Origin of the sequence: Candidatus Ponderosibacter sp. Uisw_141_02, assembly GCF_048087665.1 — a bacterium.
In the GTDB taxonomy this organism is placed as follows: Bacteria; Pseudomonadota; Alphaproteobacteria; order Puniceispirillales; family Puniceispirillaceae; genus UBA3439.
Genome location: NZ_CP159807.1, coordinates 1,620,981 through 1,640,181 on the forward strand (window position 1 = coordinate 1,620,981; position 19,201 = coordinate 1,640,181).

18 protein-coding genes are annotated in these 19,201 nt (G+C 42.7%); 5 read left to right on the forward strand and 13 right to left on the reverse strand.

Features of this window, described 5'->3' with window-relative positions; genetic code table 11:
- Positions 1 to 34 precede the first annotated feature (34 nt).
- Positions 35 to 1,144 (reverse strand): DegT/DnrJ/EryC1/StrS family aminotransferase, encoded by a 1,110-nt coding sequence (locus ABXT40_RS08165; protein WP_443645122.1) that lies wholly within the window; start codon positions 1,142 to 1,144, stop codon positions 35 to 37.
- A gap of 361 nt (positions 1,145 to 1,505) precedes the next feature.
- On the opposite strand from ABXT40_RS08165, the gene ABXT40_RS08170 reads away from it, so the two are divergent.
- From ABXT40_RS08170 to ABXT40_RS08190, 5 genes are all read left to right on the forward strand, one after another.
- Positions 1,506 to 2,519, forward strand: a complete 1,014-nt coding sequence (locus ABXT40_RS08170; RefSeq protein ID WP_443645123.1) for a hypothetical protein — start codon at positions 1,506 to 1,508, stop codon at positions 2,517 to 2,519.
- A 17-nt stretch (positions 2,520 to 2,536) separates the two neighbouring features.
- Positions 2,537 to 3,316 carry a phytanoyl-CoA dioxygenase family protein gene (locus ABXT40_RS08175; protein WP_443645124.1) on the forward strand — a complete coding sequence of 260 codons (780 nt, stop codon included), beginning with the start codon at positions 2,537 to 2,539 and terminating at the stop codon, positions 3,314 to 3,316.
- A gap of 17 nt (positions 3,317 to 3,333) precedes the next feature.
- Positions 3,334 to 3,900 carry a GNAT family N-acetyltransferase gene (locus ABXT40_RS08180; RefSeq protein WP_443645125.1) on the forward strand — a complete coding sequence of 189 codons (567 nt, stop codon included), beginning with the start codon at positions 3,334 to 3,336 and terminating at the stop codon, positions 3,898 to 3,900.
- Positions 3,901 to 3,948: 48 nt separating this feature from the next.
- A complete protein-coding gene (locus ABXT40_RS08185; RefSeq protein ID WP_443645126.1) occupies positions 3,949 to 4,680 on the forward strand; it encodes a class I SAM-dependent methyltransferase in 732 nt (243 codons plus the stop codon).
- A gap of 355 nt (positions 4,681 to 5,035) precedes the next feature.
- Positions 5,036 to 5,983 carry an ATP-grasp domain-containing protein gene (locus ABXT40_RS08190; RefSeq protein WP_443645127.1) on the forward strand — a complete coding sequence of 316 codons (948 nt, stop codon included), beginning with the start codon at positions 5,036 to 5,038 and terminating at the stop codon, positions 5,981 to 5,983.
- Between the two features lie 28 nt (positions 5,984 to 6,011).
- Here the strand turns inward: ABXT40_RS08190 and ABXT40_RS08195 are convergent, their stop codons facing one another.
- The 12 genes from ABXT40_RS08195 to flgL form a co-directional block, all read right to left on the reverse strand.
- Positions 6,012 to 7,007: a glycosyltransferase family 2 protein gene (locus tag ABXT40_RS08195; protein ID WP_443645128.1), complete on the reverse strand. Its 996-nt coding sequence runs from the start codon at positions 7,005 to 7,007 to the stop codon at positions 6,012 to 6,014.
- 490 nt (positions 7,008 to 7,497) lie between these two features.
- A complete protein-coding gene (locus tag ABXT40_RS08200; RefSeq protein WP_443645129.1) occupies positions 7,498 to 8,274 on the reverse strand; it encodes a 2OG-Fe(II) oxygenase in 777 nt (258 codons plus the stop codon).
- 24 nt (positions 8,275 to 8,298) lie between these two features.
- Positions 8,299 to 8,850, reverse strand: coding sequence for a dTDP-4-dehydrorhamnose 3,5-epimerase (gene rfbC / locus ABXT40_RS08205; RefSeq protein ID WP_443645130.1), 552 nt, complete (start codon positions 8,848 to 8,850; stop codon positions 8,299 to 8,301).
- Positions 8,847 to 9,722 carry a glucose-1-phosphate thymidylyltransferase RfbA gene (gene rfbA / locus ABXT40_RS08210; RefSeq protein WP_443645131.1) on the reverse strand — a complete coding sequence of 292 codons (876 nt, stop codon included), beginning with the start codon at positions 9,720 to 9,722 and terminating at the stop codon, positions 8,847 to 8,849. Before rfbA ends, rfbC begins: the two co-directional genes overlap by 4 nt.
- Positions 9,709 to 10,623: a dTDP-4-dehydrorhamnose reductase gene (rfbD, locus tag ABXT40_RS08215; protein ID WP_443645132.1), complete on the reverse strand. Its 915-nt coding sequence runs from the start codon at positions 10,621 to 10,623 to the stop codon at positions 9,709 to 9,711. Before rfbD ends, rfbA begins: the two co-directional genes overlap by 14 nt.
- Complete coding sequence (gene rfbB / locus ABXT40_RS08220) at positions 10,613 to 11,620, reverse strand: dTDP-glucose 4,6-dehydratase (protein ID WP_443645133.1); 1,008 nt, start codon at positions 11,618 to 11,620, stop codon at positions 10,613 to 10,615. Before rfbB ends, rfbD begins: the two co-directional genes overlap by 11 nt.
- A gap of 90 nt (positions 11,621 to 11,710) precedes the next feature.
- Positions 11,711 to 12,463 (reverse strand): DUF5672 family protein, encoded by a 753-nt coding sequence (locus tag ABXT40_RS08225; RefSeq protein WP_443645134.1) that lies wholly within the window; start codon positions 12,461 to 12,463, stop codon positions 11,711 to 11,713.
- Positions 12,464 to 12,478: 15 nt separating this feature from the next.
- Positions 12,479 to 13,612, reverse strand: a complete 1,134-nt coding sequence (locus ABXT40_RS08230) for a glycosyltransferase (RefSeq protein WP_443645135.1) — start codon at positions 13,610 to 13,612, stop codon at positions 12,479 to 12,481.
- A gap of 120 nt (positions 13,613 to 13,732) precedes the next feature.
- On the reverse strand, positions 13,733 to 13,969 hold the full coding sequence (locus tag ABXT40_RS08235; protein ID WP_443645136.1) for a hypothetical protein: 237 nt from the start codon (positions 13,967 to 13,969) through the stop codon (positions 13,733 to 13,735).
- Positions 13,970 to 13,983: 14 nt separating this feature from the next.
- The gene (locus tag ABXT40_RS08240) at positions 13,984 to 15,462 is read right to left on the reverse strand and encodes a tetratricopeptide repeat protein (RefSeq protein ID WP_443645137.1); all 1,479 of its coding nucleotides are present in this window, start codon (positions 15,460 to 15,462) and stop codon (positions 13,984 to 13,986) included.
- Between the two features lie 182 nt (positions 15,463 to 15,644).
- Positions 15,645 to 17,588 carry a flagellin N-terminal helical domain-containing protein gene (locus ABXT40_RS08245; protein ID WP_443645138.1) on the reverse strand — a complete coding sequence of 648 codons (1,944 nt, stop codon included), beginning with the start codon at positions 17,586 to 17,588 and terminating at the stop codon, positions 15,645 to 15,647.
- Positions 17,589 to 17,904: 316 nt separating this feature from the next.
- Complete coding sequence (gene flgL, locus ABXT40_RS08250) at positions 17,905 to 19,191, reverse strand: flagellar hook-associated protein FlgL (RefSeq protein WP_443645139.1); 1,287 nt, start codon at positions 19,189 to 19,191, stop codon at positions 17,905 to 17,907.
- Positions 19,192 to 19,201 lie beyond the last annotated feature (10 nt).

The following is a 19,201-nucleotide window of genomic DNA, read 5'->3' on the forward strand; positions in this document are numbered from 1 at the left end:
CTAATGGCCACATTTGTTAGGTCAAAGAATTCGTCTAAACAGCCCTGATGATTTCACAAATTTGTTTAATTTTTTCAACATCAAGATCGGGATAAATAGGCAAACACAAAACGGTTTTTGAGAGCAAGTTGGCGTTGGGGAGATTTGACGGACAGGCGGAATTGAGATTTTTGTAGTGAACCGTATTTGATAAAAGTGGGTAATAATACTTTCTAGCAAAGATATTTTGACCCGCTAGTGCATTCATTATCAGATCTCTGTGACGCTCGCCCAGCAAGCACCTCATAGGCAAATATGCAAAATTTGGTTGCTGTTGATTGAAGATATTCATTAATTCAACATTTGGACAGCCTGACAATAGGTCACTATAAGCCTCAAAGACCAGTTTCCGTTTCGCTGTGCATTCGTTTATATAGCGTAGGTTTACTATTCCCATAGCCGCATGCGCCTCGGACATCTTGCCATTCAGGCCTATTTCTCGGACATTCTCGGGCCCATCTAAGCCAAAGTTTTTTATCAAATTAATGCGGTTTTGTACGTCCTCATTAGCCGCAATAACAGCCCCACCCTCAAAACTATGGAAAACCTTGGTCGCATGAAAGCTAATGATAGTAGCGTCAGCCTCATCATAGGCATTACCATTTTTGAATACTGTTCCAAAGGCAGGCGCAGCATCAAAAATAAGCTTGCATTTTGATTGATGTTTAAAACCTTTTAGGGCAGAGACATCGATAGGTTGACCGAACGCGTGTGTGCCTAAAACTGCCTCAACACCTTCCTCATATCCGGCCTTGATTGTCTCACTAGTTATAAGGCCAGTATTTATATCAACATCGGCGAACACGGGTTCAACACCAACTATGGATAACGCATGCAGTGTAGCTGGAAAAGTAAATGGCGTTGTCAAAACCTTGTTCTTGAGGCGTAGTGCGAGGAACGCGATTATCAAGCCTGTCGTTGCACTGGAAGTCAAGGTTAGATGTCTCACACCCAGATAAGATTTTAGATCTTGGTTTAACCTTTTTTCCAGTGGGCCAGAATTAGTTAAGATATTGGTTTCCCACACACTTTTCAAAAGCTCCGCATACTCTTCAAAAGGTGGAAGAAAAGGTTTGGTAACATAAACATTTTCATTTTTGCTCACGGTTTAATTCTCTTCTTAATTTGAGGGCAAAGCAGAACATTGGTCATGATTAAAGCGAAGTTATTCCGAACTGAACGAACCAACATCACCCCAAAGCTTCTGGCTCTATCTGGCATAAAGATTGCAAGTTCTATTTTGTTTTTGCAAGAGCCAGGAGAGCACAGTGAACATCAAACTTCCAGACCATCTCCAATTCGATGGATTTACTCACTTATGTGATAAGCATCTTAGCAAATGTGAGGTCATTCTCTCGGAAATTCCAAATGCTCAGCGAAAGGATTAACTTTAGATTGGATGTTACACTGCTTGTGAAAGACACGTTATCAGATACAATCATACGATCAGCGCCCAAGATGTCGATATGAAGCTTAGCCTCGAAAAAACAACGGAAAAACAGATGTCTAATATAAGCATTGGTGGCTTTCCACGATTGTTTCCAAGCGCCAATAAATCACGAGGGATCTATTATTACAACTCCGCGCGCAGTTGTTTATATTATCTTTTAAAAACGTTAAAGCCGGACACTGTTCTTCTTCCGAGATATTTGTGCGCGAGTTTCTTAGATTACGCTCAAAATCTTGACTCTCAGTTCGAGTTTTACTCAATTGACAAAAACTTTTTGCCAGAAATACCGCGCAGCTCACTCAAAAATAGAAACTGTCTGATTGTTTACGTAAACTATTTCGGCGTTTGTTCCTCACAAGTTAAGTACGTAACAGATGAGTTTAAGAACCACAAAGTTGTGATTGACAACTCGCACTCATATAAATTTGAGGCAGAGGACGCAATCGCGACCATTTATAGCCCAAGAAAATTTTTCCCAATATCAGAAGGGGGGCTACTATTCAGTGATGTTAAAGTTGAAACATGTCCTGAATCTAGCGTCTCTAACCTGGATCATTTTGAGGGCTGTCTCAAAGGCGATAAAAACCTTGCGTTTGAGAAATTTAAAGAAAACGAAAAGTTGCTGGGTTTAGCGGGACCGTTGATGCTTGGCGAATACTCCTATCGTATCTTGACGACATTTTTATCAGAGAAACATCTTCTGTCTTCTCGTGCAGTATTTTTTGCTAAGCTCGAAGACCGCTTCGGAGCTCAGAATCTACTCTCGCCCATGGGTGGTGGAACAAGCCCCAACTATCCTTTATGCTATCCATTGCAAACTTCTTTTAAACTGGACGTTCAGCAACTAATTGAAAGAAGGGTTTTTGCCCCCACTTACTGGCCAAACATCGTTGACGACCAATTAAATGAATTTGAAACAGGTTTGAAAAATCAAACATGTTTTCTGCCCTTGTCAAACATTAAGTCCCATTCACACTTTAAGTATCTAATCGACACGGTGGAGGATATTTTGATGGCTGGGCAAAGTTAGAACTGTCAGGGTTGGGGATGCAAGATATGACACATAATGAAGAGTTAAAAGAAATAGGTTACACGATTTTCCCAGGATTTTTGGACAAGCATTTCATTAATCGCTTGAGCAAAGATTTAGATGTTTGGATTGATTACGCAAGTGATGTAAGGCGCAAAACAGGCCTTGGAGACGTAATGGAGGGTGTGGCTCATCATGTGATGGGAAAAGATGACTCCATGGCTGATCTAGTTAGGATGCTTCCTTTTGACGAGGTCTTCAGGGAGTATTTCGATGGCCCCTATATATTAAACTCGTTTGGTGGATTGAAACATGTCAAAGGCCTCAGCGGTGATTACACACACGTCTCGAACTTTCACCGTGACGTCCGAACATATTCGTCCAACCTCACTTTATTGATAAATGTACTTATTATGCTTGAAGATTTTACGGTTCCTAATGGGGCCACCCGTGTCATCCCATGCTCACATAAGGTAGAAGAGAGGCCGGATGATGAAGAACTTCTTGCTAGATCGAAATACCTGACTGGAAAAGCAGGAACCGTAGTCTTGTTTGACTCAAATTTATGGCATGCCGCCTCACCAAACAAGAGTGGCGAAACAAGGCGAGCGCTGACGTTGACCTACTCGCGCCCTTTTATCAAACCACAAATGGATTATTGCAAATTGGTAGGTAATAATTTCAGCTCTGATCCAAATGTCATGCAAGTAATTGGTTTTAGATCGCGCATACCGCAAAATCATATGGATTGGTATCAGCCATTCGAAGGTCGTTTTTATTACTTAGACCAAGGCTAAGAACAAAGGACACATTTATGAATTTTATCGGAAAACACGTCAAATTACGCGCGATTGAAATAGAGGATCTACCACAGTTGAAAACATGGGCAAACGACCCTGAAATTCAAATGCTGGTGGGCGGTTGGCACTTTCCCACAAGTGTAAGTGATCAACATAATTGGTATGACTCACTAAGTTGCAACAGCAATAATCAAAGGTTTGCGGTTGATACTGATGATCTCGGTCTTATTGGGACCGCAAATTTGGTATCGATTGATTGGAAAAATCGTACAGCCTTTCACGGTATGCTGTTGGGCAATCCCGAAGTGCGAGGCAAAGGGTATGGGGTCGACACTATAATGGCCATCATGCGTTTTGCATTTGATGAATTAGGATTAGAGCATTTGGATAGCGACATCATTGAATACAACAAGCCTTCTATGAGGGCTTATGTTGAGCACTGTGGGTGGCAAGTTCAGGGTACCAAGCCTAGATGGTATTACCGTAACGGCAAACGTTGGGATAAAATTTTGGTGGGTGTCAGCAATGAAAACTACCGCGACTTGGTAAAAAATAAAGAATACTGGGGACAAGGCAAATAGTTTTGTTTCTGTCAAACATCAAATTTTTGGATCCATAGGACGAACATTATGCGCGATTATAATCAAGAACTACTTAATACATCTGCTCATCAGTATCGATTTGATTTCGATGTTAATGTGATGCATCCATATATGCTCAGGGCTATCAAAATATTTTTAAAAGATGGCAAAACGCTAGAAATGGGTAGCTACAAGGGTTATTTCTCCAGACTACTGAAAAAGACAGTAGGTGACTTGGAATGTATTGAAGCTTCGTCAGATGCTGTAGCCCAGTTCAAGGCAGATCCCGAGCTTGCTAATATCACCGTGTATAACAATACTTTTGAGACAGCTAAACTTCCTCACAAGTTCAAAAATATAATCATAACGCATACGCTTGAGCATTTAGATGATCCCGTTGGCGTTATGAAAAAGGTCCGGGATGAATGGCTGGATGATGGTGGTCGTTTTTTTGTGATTTGCCCCAATGCCAACGCTCCATCCAGACAGATTGCTGTCAGAATGGGAATTCTTTCCCACAATTCAACAATAACAGATGCTGAGAGGGAACATGGACATAGAGTAACCTACTCATTTGATACGCTCGAGAGAGATGCCAAAAATGCTGGTTTTCAGGTTATTGGAAAAAAGGGAATTTTTTTCAAAGCTCTCGCGAACTTTCAGTGGGATAAAATTCTCAAGACAGACATTGTCGACAATGCTTACCTAGACGCCTGCTATGAACTTGGGGAAGTGTACCCAGACCTATGTTCCAGCATTTGCCTGATATGTGAAAAATAGAGGCGCACTAATTTGAAGGTTAATCTTGGACGTTAAAAGGCAGAGTCACGTATCAATTCTGGGCTCACTTTTGGTCTACGGAGGAAAGTAAAGTGCAAAAAAAAATATTATTTCTTGGGGCAGCGCATACTCAAATTCCTCCGTTGCAATATGCAAAATTACAATGACATTATGTAATCACCTGTGATTATTTGCCCGAGAATCCTGGTCACAAGCTAGCAGATGAATTTCACAACATAAGCACCACAGATAAAGAGTCTGTTTTACAGCTTGCGCAACACTTGCAGATAGACGCCATTGTTGCTTATGCGTCAGATCTCCGGCGGCGCCAACCGCTGCTTTTGTCTCAGAGCGCATGAATTTGCCAGGAAACCCCTACGCTTCCGTAAATACATTGACCCGAAAAGATCTTTTTAGAAAATTTCTTGAAAAAAATGGTTTCAACGTGCCGAAGTCCAAATCGTTTCGACAATGCGATAAAGCATGGAATTGGGTTAAGGGCTTTGACAAGCCTGTTTTTATTAAGCCTGTTGACTCCTCAGGAAGTAAGGGAGTTACAAAATTTACCAAAATGGGAGCAAACGTATCAGAATTTAATAGAGCTTTTGAGCATGCTTTTTCATTCTCGCGTGAGAAAAAGGTGCTAATAGAGGAAGAAATAATCCGTTCTTCATATCAAATAGCTGGCGATGGTTTTTTAGTCGACGGTGAGTTGGTTTTTCGATGCTGGGCAGATGAGCATTTCGACAAACTTTGCAATGGATTAGTACCAATTGGACAAACGTTTCCAACTTCACACAGCGAAACAAGGCTTGCATTTGCACACGAGCAGACGCAGCGGCTCATTACTGCCCTCGGGATGAAAACTGGCGCTCTAAATTTCGATTTAATTTTTGATGAAACAGGCAAGCTGTATTTTTTAGAGCTTGGCCCGCGCAATGGTGGTTGTTTGATACCTGAGGTCATACATTGTGCAACAGGTGTAGATTTAATAAAATACACTGTGGATGCTGCTCTGGGGCTTCCATGCAGTGATTTATCCATGCAGCCGACCAATGGTTTTTGGTCAAGTTACATGGTTCACTCGATAGAAAATGGAACCTACAATAGCCTGTATCTATCCGATAGGATTAAACCAAAAATCATCCAAAAAGATATATGGGATGCGACAAATGGTGAAGTCAATTTTTATGGAGGATCTAACGACACGCTAGGCGCCATGATTTTGAAATTTGACTCTTCAGATGAAATGGAGAATTTGATTGAAAATATGGGTCAAGATATACGGGTGATTTTGAAATAGGTTTTTATAAATTTTCAAAGCTAATTTATCACGCGTTCGCCGGTTCACTCTGCTTTGGGTCAATTAATGATAAAAGATGAGTGTCAGCATCTTCGATAAGTTGGTTGAATTCTGGAGTCAAAAAATCATTTGATCTATTTGCCGAACCGGCAATCTGCTGGAACCTAGATTTATACTGATAGTTATCATTCAAACCGTTGTACATTTTTTCCTGGTGCTGAAGTCCGCTCAAGAATTCCCGTTCATCAAGCAATCCCAGCCCAAAAGCATGACGCCTTACTATATCCCATTCATAATATCCTGCGGGCTTTGTTTTTCCAAGTGATGCCTGATCAATATGCTGTCTAAATGCAGATAACTCTTCCGGCACAAACATAACAGGTTTGCCCGTTAACATTGCGTTTGCATAAAACTTTACATCCCACAAGAAAAGCATTTTTCGTGTCCAGAAAATAGTCTCTCGGCTCTCAGTATCACGGTCTATTTCCATCAATTCCCTACTAAACAAACAATTACTCGGCTCTCCAATTGCGTTGATGCTGTGATTGATGATTTTTTTCCAAAAAATGTTTTCATCAAGTCGCCCGCACCCCATTTTTTGAACTTCAGGACTTGCTGTCAGCGACGATAATTTTGGTCTTTCAACACCATTTTCATCGATTGGAGTCCGCAAATGAAAAGCCATTGATGCTGAATTTTGTTCACAAGCCAAAACTAGTTTCTGGATAGATTCAGGAAACAAAAAATCATCGTCAAACACAAACTTAATGTACTCTCCTTTGCTTTGATTGAAGATTTGAGAAACATTCGTTCCCATCTGATTTTTTAGTTCATTATCGTAGAGTTTAATTCGTGGATCATTCCATTTTTTAACAACTGACAAAACACTGCCATCATTACTGTCGTCGCCGATTATTATTTCAAAATTTGAATATGTTTGTGAGAGACATGAGCAAATACACAAATCAAGCCACTTTGAGCGGTAAGCTGGGATTAAGATCGAAACGAGCGGGTTAGTTGACAATTTAATACTCCAATTCTGAATACAATTGAAATCGGCTACACGGCATTTTGGTCAATAGTTTTTGTTTTTTCCAATGAGGTGAAAAACTCATGACTCATATTTTAATTTCATCTGCTTGGCATAATCATAAGCACACAAAAACATCCCGTTTTAAGCCTCATGCTGACCAAGGGTGATTAGTTAAACGAATAAAAAGCTTTGCCTAACTATTTTTGAAAATATGCCTTTAGCATTCATTTTTGACATTTGCCTCAAAACTTTTCTTGGTAATTGTTTACTCACCCCAGCCAATTCTGTGGGTTTGCGGTCACATAACGACTGAGCAAACACTGAACGCAATCAGAAAACAGCTGTTCTCGGGCTTGGCTTTCTCAGGGCTAATCACCCCCTAGGGAAATACATCAATAAAACTAAACCCACCACTGTCTGTTTTTTTACCAAAGAAACAATTTTTTTACGTGAAAAAATTCAGTGCAGTTGAAGAGGCTTATTACCTTCGCCACACTTTAGAGGCAGTGGCGGAGTTTGATCGCTGCGAGATTAAATGCAAAACATTTGGATCGTTTTTCTGATCATCTGTTGGAGCAAACAATGCCTTTCCTCTCTCAGAAACATTTTCATGAGGTGTGGTTAAATAATACACCGCAAGGCTCTTTCTAAATTGATCGCTCGGACAGTTAATCGGATCCGGCAAACCATGCCAGCTATTACAAGTGGTATCAAAAATTACAGCCCTATTGAATTTCGGGGTGATTTGTTTAATCAACGGGCCTGGCACCTTGTCACTATCATTTCCCCAAAGGCCAAGAGATCCACCCCAGTGCTCTTCCCAGTTTGAGTTCAAATAAACGATGATATTCAATTTTCGTTGTTGCCTCGTCTTTGGGTGTAAAGAGTAATCAAGATGGGTATTCAATTTTCCACCTCGACTGTGAATGTGCCAGCCACCCCCATTAAGGCCAAAATCGGAACTTAAAATGTCACCTTCAAACAAGGTTTTGCCGAGGAGTGTCACAAAATCACTGGAATTCAAATAAGAAAAGGCACGATAAGTCAAGCTTGGAAAATTATTCCAATTGTTGCAAACTTTTTTAACTTCAATTGCATTTCCATATTCATGCCAAATATTACTATCAAAGTCTGGCATCTCGGCTTCGAGCTGTTTGGCAATATTTGGCTCAAAAAAGTTATCAACATGAAAGTGAGGAAATGGCGTTGCTTCGAGCCACCCCCCAGCAGCATTTTTCAGTACGTCGATGTTAATCATCAATCTAACCCTCCACCTTTATCATTACTCGATAACGTCAATTGCATCGGAAAAACTCATTGCCAATTCATCTTGTGCGCTCATGCAAAACTCTGGGGTTTTATGCCAATCGATGCCCAGCGCTTTGTCGAATGCGTCTATCGAAACTTGCAACCCCGGGTTGTATGGAGCGTCCACGTGATAGGATAATATGCAATAGTCGCTTATGACCTGAAACCCATGCGCACACCCACGCGGTATCCATAACTGTAATTTATTTTTAGAATCCAAATGAACCTTGATATATCTGCCAAAGGTTTTTGAACCTTTACGGCAATCAACAACTACATCCAACACCTCGCCAGAAATCACCCTTACGAGTTTGGACTGCCCATACGGTTCTTTTTGGAGGTGCAAACCTCTAATCGTGCCTTCGACTGATCCGGACTCATTCGACTGATAAAAATTTGGACAAAATCCCATCAAATCTTCAAATTTCTGGGCATTATAAGCCTCAAAAAAATAGCCCCTTTCATCCTCATAAACCGTTGGCTCGATGATTTTCACATCAGGTATTTCAGTATCAAAAACTCTCATTTTTCAAGAATCTTAAGGAGATACTGGCCAAGTGAACTTGAAGCATTCTGCTCAGCACGCTGTTTCAAAAAATCGCGCTCCACCCATGAATTTTTCAGAGCGATTTCTTCGAGGCAGGCAATCTTATAACCTTGTCTTTTTTCGATTGTTTCAACAAAAAGCGCTGCCTCTAGCAAACTTTCTGGCGTCCCCGTATCGAGCCATGCGACGCCCCGGTTGAATTTTTGGTGCGTGAGTTTTTCATCGCGCAAATATAAATTCAGAACATCAACGATTTCTAATTCACCACGATGCGATTTAATAAGTTTTTTTGCTTTTTCAGGAGCTGTTTTATCGAACACATAAAGACCAGTTACCGCATAATTTGATGGCGGAGTGACGGGCTTCTCTACAATCTTTTTTATGTTGCATGCTTCATCAAGTTCAACAACACCATATCGTTCAGGATCACTTACCGAATATGTAAAACAGGTTGCGCCCACATTGTTAGCCAGTGCCGCTGTCAAAAAGCCCGATAAACCAGCCCCATAGAAAACATTATCACCAAGGATATAGACGCAATCAGACCCATCCAAAAACGTCTCACCAAGCAATAAGCCTTCGGCAACCCCACCAGGATTTGGCTGGGTAGCGTAACTGATGTTTACCCCCCACTGCGCACCATCCTGCAACAAAGCTGAATACATAGATTCATCTTCTGGTCGCGTAATGACCAAAATATCGCGGATGCCGGCAAGCATCAAAACTGACAACGGGTAATAGATCATCGGCTTGTCGTAAACTGGGAGAAGCTGTTTTGACATCACGGATGTTAACGGATACAGCCTTGTACCATTGCCGCCAGCAAGCAAAATGCCCTTAAATGTTTTCATTTTGTCGCCTCAACTGCTCCAAGAAATCATCAATATACGCATCCCATAGAGCAAATCTGATGCCAAGTTCTTGCTGAATTTTTCGATTGTCTAAAACCACGCGTTGTGGCCGCTTTGCCGGTTGAGCCAGATGCGAAGATTTTATCGGCATAACGTCCTCAGCCTTGCACTTCAAATTAAAACCCAACGCGTCTGCACGAGATAACAAACGAATGGCAAAGTCAAACCATGAAGCCTCACCGTTTGGCACCAAATTATAGACGTTATTATATCTCTGATTTTTATCGGCACCTCCTGTGGTGATCAATTGATGCACATTTTTTGCAACAAATTCAGCCGAAGTTGGTGTGCCAATTTGATCATCAACAACTTTCAGCCGGTCTTTAACTTTAGCTGCGTGTAGTATTTTGCTTGGGAAATTTACATCTGCATGGTCATACACCCACGCTAACCGAAAAATAAGATATTGTTTCGAATTTTCAATAATATAGTTATCGCCAGCCAATTTAGACCGGCCATATGCGTTCAATGGATTTGTTTGGTCTCCTTCACTGTAAGGACGAGTTGCCTCTCCATCAAAAACATAATCGGTGGAGAAATGCACAAGCAAACAATCATGTTTTAAACATGTGTCACAAAGATGTCTTACTGCATGAAAATTTGTCCGGTCAGCAAGGCTACTATTAGCTTCCGCATCATCGACTTTCGTGTAAGCAGCTGCGTTGATCACGATGTCGGGTCTGACCTTGTCAAAAATTTTGTGTGTTGCCGCAGCCTCCCCGACATCCAATTCAAGACTGGAGAGTCCAATGACATTGAAGGAACCATCAAAAACGCTGCATATGTTCCTGCCAACCTGACCATTTGCGCCTGTGACAAGAACTGTTTGTCTATCTGGCAAGAGCTAAACCCTCACGATACCAATTAATCGTTTTGGAAATGCCATCAGAAAAATCATGCGCTGGCGCCCACCCAAGCTCTCTTCGCATTTTTGAGGCATCGATGGCATAGCGTTGATCATGACCAAGCCTATCCTCAACAAAGGAAATATAACTATGCAGCGGTTGTTCTAATAATTTAGGGTACGTGCGCTTCAATTCACCATAAACACATTCGATCAATTCCAAATTAGTCTTTTCGCAATTACCACCGATATTATAGCTCTCTCCTGGAGTGCCACTCTCTAAAACACACATCAATGCGTCACAGTGATCTTCAACAAATAGCCAATCGCGTACTTGCTGGCCATCCCCGTATACAGGAATTTTCTTACCTTTTAAAAAACTGTGGAGAACGGTTGGAATAAATTTTTCTGTATGTTGAAAAGGTCCATAATTGTTTGAACAATTTGTTACGATCGTTGGCAAGCCAAAGGTTTCATAATAGCAACGTACGAGGTGATCAGACGCTGCCTTGCTCGCGCTATAAGGACTATTTGGCTTATAGGCTGTTGTTTCACTAAACCCACTTTCATGAGGCTGCAAACTGCCAAAGACTTCATCGGTCGACACATGAAGAAATCTGAACTTGTTTCCGATATCTTTGCCTGCACCCTCGAGGTAATTCAGCGCATTGACCAACAATACGTAAGTACCGTTTATATTTGTCTCTATGAATTTATCAGCAGACGCGATCGAGCGATCAACGTGGCTTTCGGCAGCAAAATGAACAATAGCGCGTGGATGGTGCTCATTTAAAATCTCACCCACCACCTGACCATCTATAATATCAACATTGAAATTAACTAAGTTTTTGTGTGGAGGCTTATCAAGGCACGCTGTATTCGCCGCGTATGTCATACAATCAATATTTACAATGTGTTCGTCAGTTTGCTGGAACCAGTTCGCAATAAAGTTAGTCCCGATAAACCCACAACCGCCTGTAACTAAAATGGTCATTGATTATTCACTTTCATAAATTTCTGATCCCAAACCAAATTCCGAACTGGTGATGTATCATCTAAACTTCAAATGATTTTGGGTGCTTTGCTACACACAGCTTTCAGCACACCATTTTAAAAAGCCATTATGACCCGTTTTATCAATACCAAGCGCTTTACATCCCAATTTTAACTCTTCAAATTTATTCTTATTTTTTGACGGCGGAAGATGCTGAAACAGAAACTCTAAGTTATGACGGTAAACCAACGGTAACAAAGTATAGCCATGAAATCCGAAGGTCGGGTGTTTACGCACTGAGAGCTCTTGTGAGAATTTTTCTGCGACAGATACCGGTGCAAATTTTATGGCGGCGTCACGCTCTAATTGGCGTCTGTATTTACGGCAAATCACAACATCTTCTGGGGTCAAGAAATCCTGCTGTACCAGCAGCGGTTCCAACGCCTGCATCAAACGCGTAGAGCGCAAAGAAAACCCACCATTCCCAACTTTATGAAAATCAAAATGAGGCCATGGGGCACCAATATAATCAAAATCCAAAAAGGTTTTGGAAAATTGATCGCCATTCAAAACAAAACCATCATATTGCAAAACAATAAAAAATTCTGTTTTAACAAATTTCCACGCATGCTTAAGCAGAAATTCACAATAACCCTGCACAGAATTAATTGGGGCAATCTTAATCAAATCGCTTGCATCCCACCCATCTTCCACATCACTAAATACAAGCCTGTTTTTGAGGGGAAATGCGATCTGCGAATTCCGCAATGCTGTTTGGGCCAAAGTATGGTTGTGCGTATCTATCAGCAAATAGGTGATTTTTTCAGACAGTAGATCACTCATTATCAAATTCTCATTTCACGATGCCATTTTTGGACCAGCCATATTTGCAAACTGGCCATCAAAAATACTCTGCCATTGAAAAAAACCAACCGACTGCAGTGACCCAACCGCCTGTTCCGCCGCATGACGCCAAGAAAAACGATCTCTTATGGTCTGGCTGGCCAACATCGCATGTTGTTGAAAGCTGTTGTAATTTTCTTTCAAAAACGCCAGCTTTTCTGCGATTTCCTCTGGGGAAGACACTGCCCACTGGCCACCTGATTTCCAATGCTGAAGAAATTCAGGGCATGCTATGGGATGCATTTGATGATCCAGCCTAACAAATTGACCATCAATGGCAGCTAAATATTCAGTGTGACCACTATAATATGTTGAGATGACGGGCAAGCCACATGCAATGGCCTCTATGAGCGGTAGCCCCCATCCCTCTGCCCTCGATGGGAATATCATTGCATCATAATTGTTATAAAGTAATGCCATATCGGACGTTGATAGTGAGCTAGAGATGGGGATGACATTGGTTAATCCTAGACTCTCAATTTGACGGGCCAGCTCGTTCTGTTTTGCGTTAGCTTGTCCCTGACCACCCCAGAAATAATCTGCCTTTAAATGCAGTTCTGTTGTCATATCAGTGCCGAAGGCGATCTTAAACCCCTCCAGCAGTTCATCGAAACCCTTACGCGTTTCTTTTTTTCCACACATGAAAAAGCGGAAAATACCACTTGTGGATGATTTTGGCCGGCAATAGGGATGATAAATGTTAGGATCAACCCCTTCATGAACAACATGGATTTGATCACCATCTATTCCATGCGACACCAAAACCGTCTTCGCCCATTGTGACGGCACCCATACGAGGTGAGATCGTTTCAAGTAGCTGATGTAATCGTCTGGCAAGCTATCAGTCTCAAAAATACCCCATTTTATTATGGTTCCTTTGACAAACTGTTCAGACATGGTGGGAAAGAAAAAAACTGACACATCGGTTGCTTGAATTCGATTGACAACAGGGCTGATTTTTTTTCCTGAAACCTCAACTTCCTCAACCAATTCGCCAATGTTTGCTAGCGATTTCATGGCGTCTACAAAGCCGCCAAAGTGCGTCCCACCCCCCAGATTGTTGCGCTGTCCAAAAAGATAAATTTTCATAGTTATATTAACCCCTAAGAACAAGCCAAGCCGATCAGCCATACAGATCTGGTCAGTGCAAATTTTGTGTTACTTCTTCTTTCCTGAGGCTAAAGCGAAAATCAGACAAGTATCGTGCGGCTATTCGGCCGGGACAGCAGATGGTTCAGATGTGGCGCCAATATTCATAGCTGACATCAGGTCAGGGTCATCCCTTAGCATGTTAGCAATTTCCGCAACCTCTTCAGGCACAGTACCCCATAAGCGAACAAGCAAAGCAATATAGGCTTCCTGTTCAGGCATGCCCTTTGACTTCAATTCTTCAACAGCAAGATTTAACGCATGGTCAATAATAGTAAAGCCTTGTTCTAAAGACATAAGAAACTCCTTTTTTATGTACAATCTTGTAAGCAATCCATATGCCAAGTGCTTAGGGCGCTCTCCCATTCCCCATCACGGGTCTGACGTATTAGTCTAGCACTTGGGTACCACTCAGTTGTTTCATCTTCAGCGCCCCAGCGCCAATCTGGTCGATAGGCAAGTAATACAGATGTTGGCGTACCAAGAGCCGCTGATAAATGTGCAACACCTGTGTCCACACTAATTACCTGGTCAAGATCCTTGCATATCGCGGCCGTATCGGAAAAAGACTCAAGCTTCTTACCGGGTGCAAAAATGTTTTCAAAACTATCCACAAACACACGCTCTTCATCAGACAGGTCATTTTGCAACACAATATAACTTGCGTTTTTAGGCAGTGGAGCTAACAGCGTCTTCAAGTCAAGACTGCGATTTTTATCATTTACAAAACTATTGCTGCCGCGTGCCACAATGCCAATCTTTGGCCCCGTCATTTGGCTCACAAACGCACCCCATTTTTTGACGTGCTCATCTGAAGCATATATGTACTGGTCAAAGTGAGGCACCGTCTCGATAGTTGTGCCAAAAGCCAGTGGCAGGCTCATTAATGGGCAATGGAAATCATGCGGCGACGGCATGTCACCTGGCGTGATAACGTCTGCCTCTAGCCCCATGCCTCTAACAAGCTCTATCAATGGCACCTGGCATTGGATAATCAGCTTCACATCTGGGTCAAATAATTTTGCATAGCGAATAAATTGTATCGTGTCGCCAAAACCGCCCTCGGCATATAACAAAATTGTTTTGCCCGACAGATTTGCATGACCCAGCCATAATTGACTATCAATACGCCGCTTTTTCAGCGTTACTTGTGGATGCCTCCATCTGGTTTCATAAAGCTGAAACCCCTCTTCATATCTGCCAAGGGTGAGCAAAACATGTGATTTGTTCCATTGCGCATCCAGATTGCTGGGATCAATGCAAAGTGCGGCATCAAAACAATTTAAAGCCGCATCCAAATTCATTAATGAATGCTCAGCCAACCCTTTATTAACATGAGCCACCAACATTTTAGGGTCGATGGACAGTGCCTGATCAAAATATATTTTTGCGTCGTCATAAACGGCAAGGGCGAGATAAGAAGATCCGATATTAAAATTAAGTTGAGCCGAGCCATCACCAAGATGTTGCGCCTTTAAAAACTCTGTCAAAGCATGCCGCGGCCTCTTTTGCATGAGCAATATATCCCCCATGAGACTATGAATAGCTGGCTGGTTTGGCGCCACTATCATCGCGCGATTAATAAAATCCAGCGCGACGTCGAGCCATCCAAGACTACGAGACGCAAGGGCCGCAAATGACAATGCTTGAATATGCTGTGGGTCTTCGGTCAGCAATTCATAACAATATTGTAAAGCTAATTTAACATCACCCTTTTGGAGGCAATCTTTTACCAATGAAACGTTAATATGCCCCGCAGCGCTGGTATGTACCTGTTTCATTTCATCCATTAGAATAAGAAGCCCTTGTGATGATACGCGTGATATCTAAGCAGCGTTGCAAAAGATAAATGCTGCAAACCACATGCCAAAAAATTCATGTGAACACCTATAAAAAATGCGGCCCAAAAGGGCCGCATTGAAAGTGAGTGGATAGCCATGCACACTCTAAGGGAGAGCGCTTTTTTATTATTTTAATTCAACAGCTGTAGGATTGATTGCTGCGCCTTGTTGGCTTGCGCTAACATCGCCTGTGCCGCCTGATTAAGAACTTGTGCTTTACTTAGCTCTGTTGACTCGAGGGCAATGTCGGCATCCGCAATCCGCGAACGGGCGGCTTTTGTGTTCATGACAATGTTCGAAAGGTTGCTGATTGTGTGCTCCATCCGCGACATCGTTGCGCCAAGGTCAGAACGCTCAAGATCGATCCTCACCAATGCACCATCGACTGCAGTCAGCATTTTCAACGAATTGGCCACATTCAAAACATCAAGTTCAGAGACAGAACTCAGCTTAGCTCCCGATGGGTTTCCTGAGAACAAACCACCTGGGGTAGCAATCTTATTTCCGTCTGATTTTCCTGACGGAATACCAAGCAATACATCAATCGTGTCAGTTCCGGTACCCCCAAGGAGGCTCTCATTGATTTGAATGGTATCACCATACTCAAAACCACTTCCCATGTTCAATATTCTAACTGGTGTAAGAATACTCCCATCGGCAGCGGTTCTAAATTCGATAGTCATACCAGACGGAGACGGAGATGCTCCAGAATTACCCGTTACTGCCGCGCCAACTGTCTCGGGAACAACGATAAGCTTTGTTGTACTTGCTGTCAGGTCACCAAGAGTTGTATTGTCCGTTACGGTAACAGTTGGAGCCTCATCTGTTCCCTGAGACGCGGTGGCCACAGAAAAAACAAATGGTGAGTGAAATTTAATTGCTCCAGTAACACCAACCGTATCTGGGTCTGTACCAGCGGTTAATTCAATCGGGCTATAATAGTCAGTCGACGCATCTGAGAACTTAGTGGTTGAGTCAGTCAAATTAGCATAGTTCTCATCTGCACCTGAGATATTCATCGAAGGGCCTGTTCCAGCAACAAGGCTGTAATTCTCCACTACAATGTCATAGCCATCGTCAGAAATTAGAGTCATCGTCGACTTGTCAATGCTCAGCGACGCTGTGATACCAGTTTTTCCTGATGTTCCATTGACGGCACCAGCAAGCTCGGAAAGGTTAGCACCCGCGCCACTAGCAATGCCAAAGTCAACGTTAGCAGCAATCAGCACCGCAGTACCATTCTTGCCGTAGAGGTTAAACGAGACAGTATCTGGGGATTTTGCACTCCCTGCAGCGAGTTCAGAGAAAGCTACATTCATTCTTGTTTGAGCATCGGCGTAGACACCTGTTTCACCCTTGCGTGCAGTAATAGCGGCGGCGATATCTTTTGCAGTTGCACCACCATTAATGTCGATGGTTGCGTTGCCGACATTGCCATAAATTGTAAGATCTTCAGTTTCGGCAATCTTAGAGCTCAGGGTCGCTTTACTGGATGCTATTGATGGAAATCCTGCAGGGAAAAAGGTCGAATTTGAATTAACGAGCTGATCTGTTCCTACTAAATACTCGCCCAGGCCTGTTGGGTCCACATTCTCGATAGACAATATGGCCGAATCACCGGGTTGGAACCCAATCTGGAAAGAAGTGTTTGTAAAGTCGCCATTCAGCATTTTGACAGCATTAAACGTACTATTTTCGGCAATCCGTGCTAGCTCAAGCTGTAACTGGCCCACTTCATTTTGAATTGCCTGTCGGTCTTGGCCGGTGTAAACGCCGTTAGCTGACTGAACGGAGAGCTCACGCATCCTGTGCAGAATCGAAGAGACCTCATCAAGAGCACCTTCAGCGGTTTGCGTCAAGGAAACCGCGTCCGCAGCGTTTCTGATGGCAGCTTCAAGACCTTTAACTTGCGAAGTCATTCGGTTTACAAGTGAAGCACCAGCAGCATCATCAACGGCATTGTTGATACGCAGCCCCGATGAAATACGCTCAAGCGCCTGGTTCATCGCGTCTTCTTTGTTACGAAGATGATAGAGGGTTGTAACCCCCGCCATATTTGTATTGATCTTACTCATTTCACTAGCCAATCCAAAATTTTTGACACATCGAATGTCCTGCAAATTGCATGCCAAGTTCTGTTACTGATGGTGTTAAACCTTAAATTAAACATCGTGGGTGTACTTGAAGGTGACACAAACGGTAAGACAGCCATACCAGCAGCATAGTCGCCGCTCCTCCACTGTGTTCTCGTTCCAGTCATTTCAGTTTCCTCAAAAAATTTGACATTCCCTACAATTAAGCAATTACTGTGCCAATTCTGGTCACCTCTGCAAAAGCCAAAAAAAACGGGGCTACAGAGCCCCACTTGATTTCTAGTTATTCTGTTGCCACCTATCTGATGTAGTCAAAAAGGCTTTGCTGGCCAATTTTCGCGAATGCCGCTTGAGACGCGTTTAAATTTGTAAGCTGCGCTTGCAGGCTTGTGACAAGCTCGGCCAAATCTGCATCACCAAGTCTTGAGACATCTTTATCCACTGCCAGCTTTCGCGATGATATAACATCAGATTGAGTGGCACTCATGCTCAATTGTCCCCCAACGTATGCACGCTGCAATGAAAAATTATCAATCGCGCTCTGCAGGTTTCCGACACTTGCAGATACTAGCTGATCAGAGTCTGTCAATTTCATAGTTTTGGTTGTAGCTTTGCCATCGCCGTCACGGCCAGTAAACTCCGCGTAGGATCCAATTTCGTCAACGGCAGAATTCATACCTTCAATTTCTACATTTTTGACTGTGATGCGGCCATTCATATCATCAAGCAATGTTATGGTTCGCCCGTCAGCATTAAGCGTCGCTTCAACACCGGTTTGAGCGGATGCAAGATTGATTTCATCAACCAAGTTCTGTAACCCGCCCTCATTAATTGACGCAGTGATATCAACAGATCCCTTACTGCCTGATAACCCGAAGGACCATTTTTCCATACGGCTCGGCAGTTCAAATGCCATATCGGCGCTCCAACTTGCATCGGCCTGTTCGACAATGGCTGAAGCAGACTGAACTGCATTAATTGTGCTATCAACAATATCAAAAATGGTGCGGCGTCCGCCATCAGTATCCACTCGCATAAAAGCTGAGCCGCCATCAATATTAGTGGCAACTGTCATATTTTCGGAAATTTGCAAATGGTTTTGGCCGCGATTGCCAAGATATTCTACACTACCATCAACCGCCACTTTAAACGGCTGCCTCATGCCATTATAGCCACTAAAAATACCGGCACCATTGGCGTCAGTTGTATTGGCAAGGCCTACCAACACCTCCTTCAACTGTTTCATCTCGATTGCAATCGCCATATGACCCTCGGCATTCAACGCTCCATTGCGTGCCATCGTGGTTAGCTCAGCAAATCGCACCAATACATTTACTGACTCCTGCAACGTCTGATCAGTCATGTTTAAGTTGGTCTCAGCAGCGTCAACATTGCGTTGAAATTGAGAGAGCAGCAAACTTTGTTCTTTTGAAACAGAAAGACTTACAGCTGCAACAGGGTCATCCGATGCGCGCAAGATTTTCTTTCCAGTTGAAATGCGCTCTTGAATGTCAGCTATATTCGCATTTAGTTTTCCAAATTGGGCAACTTGCTGCTGATTCATTAGCTTAGTGCTTACTTGCATAATCTATCCC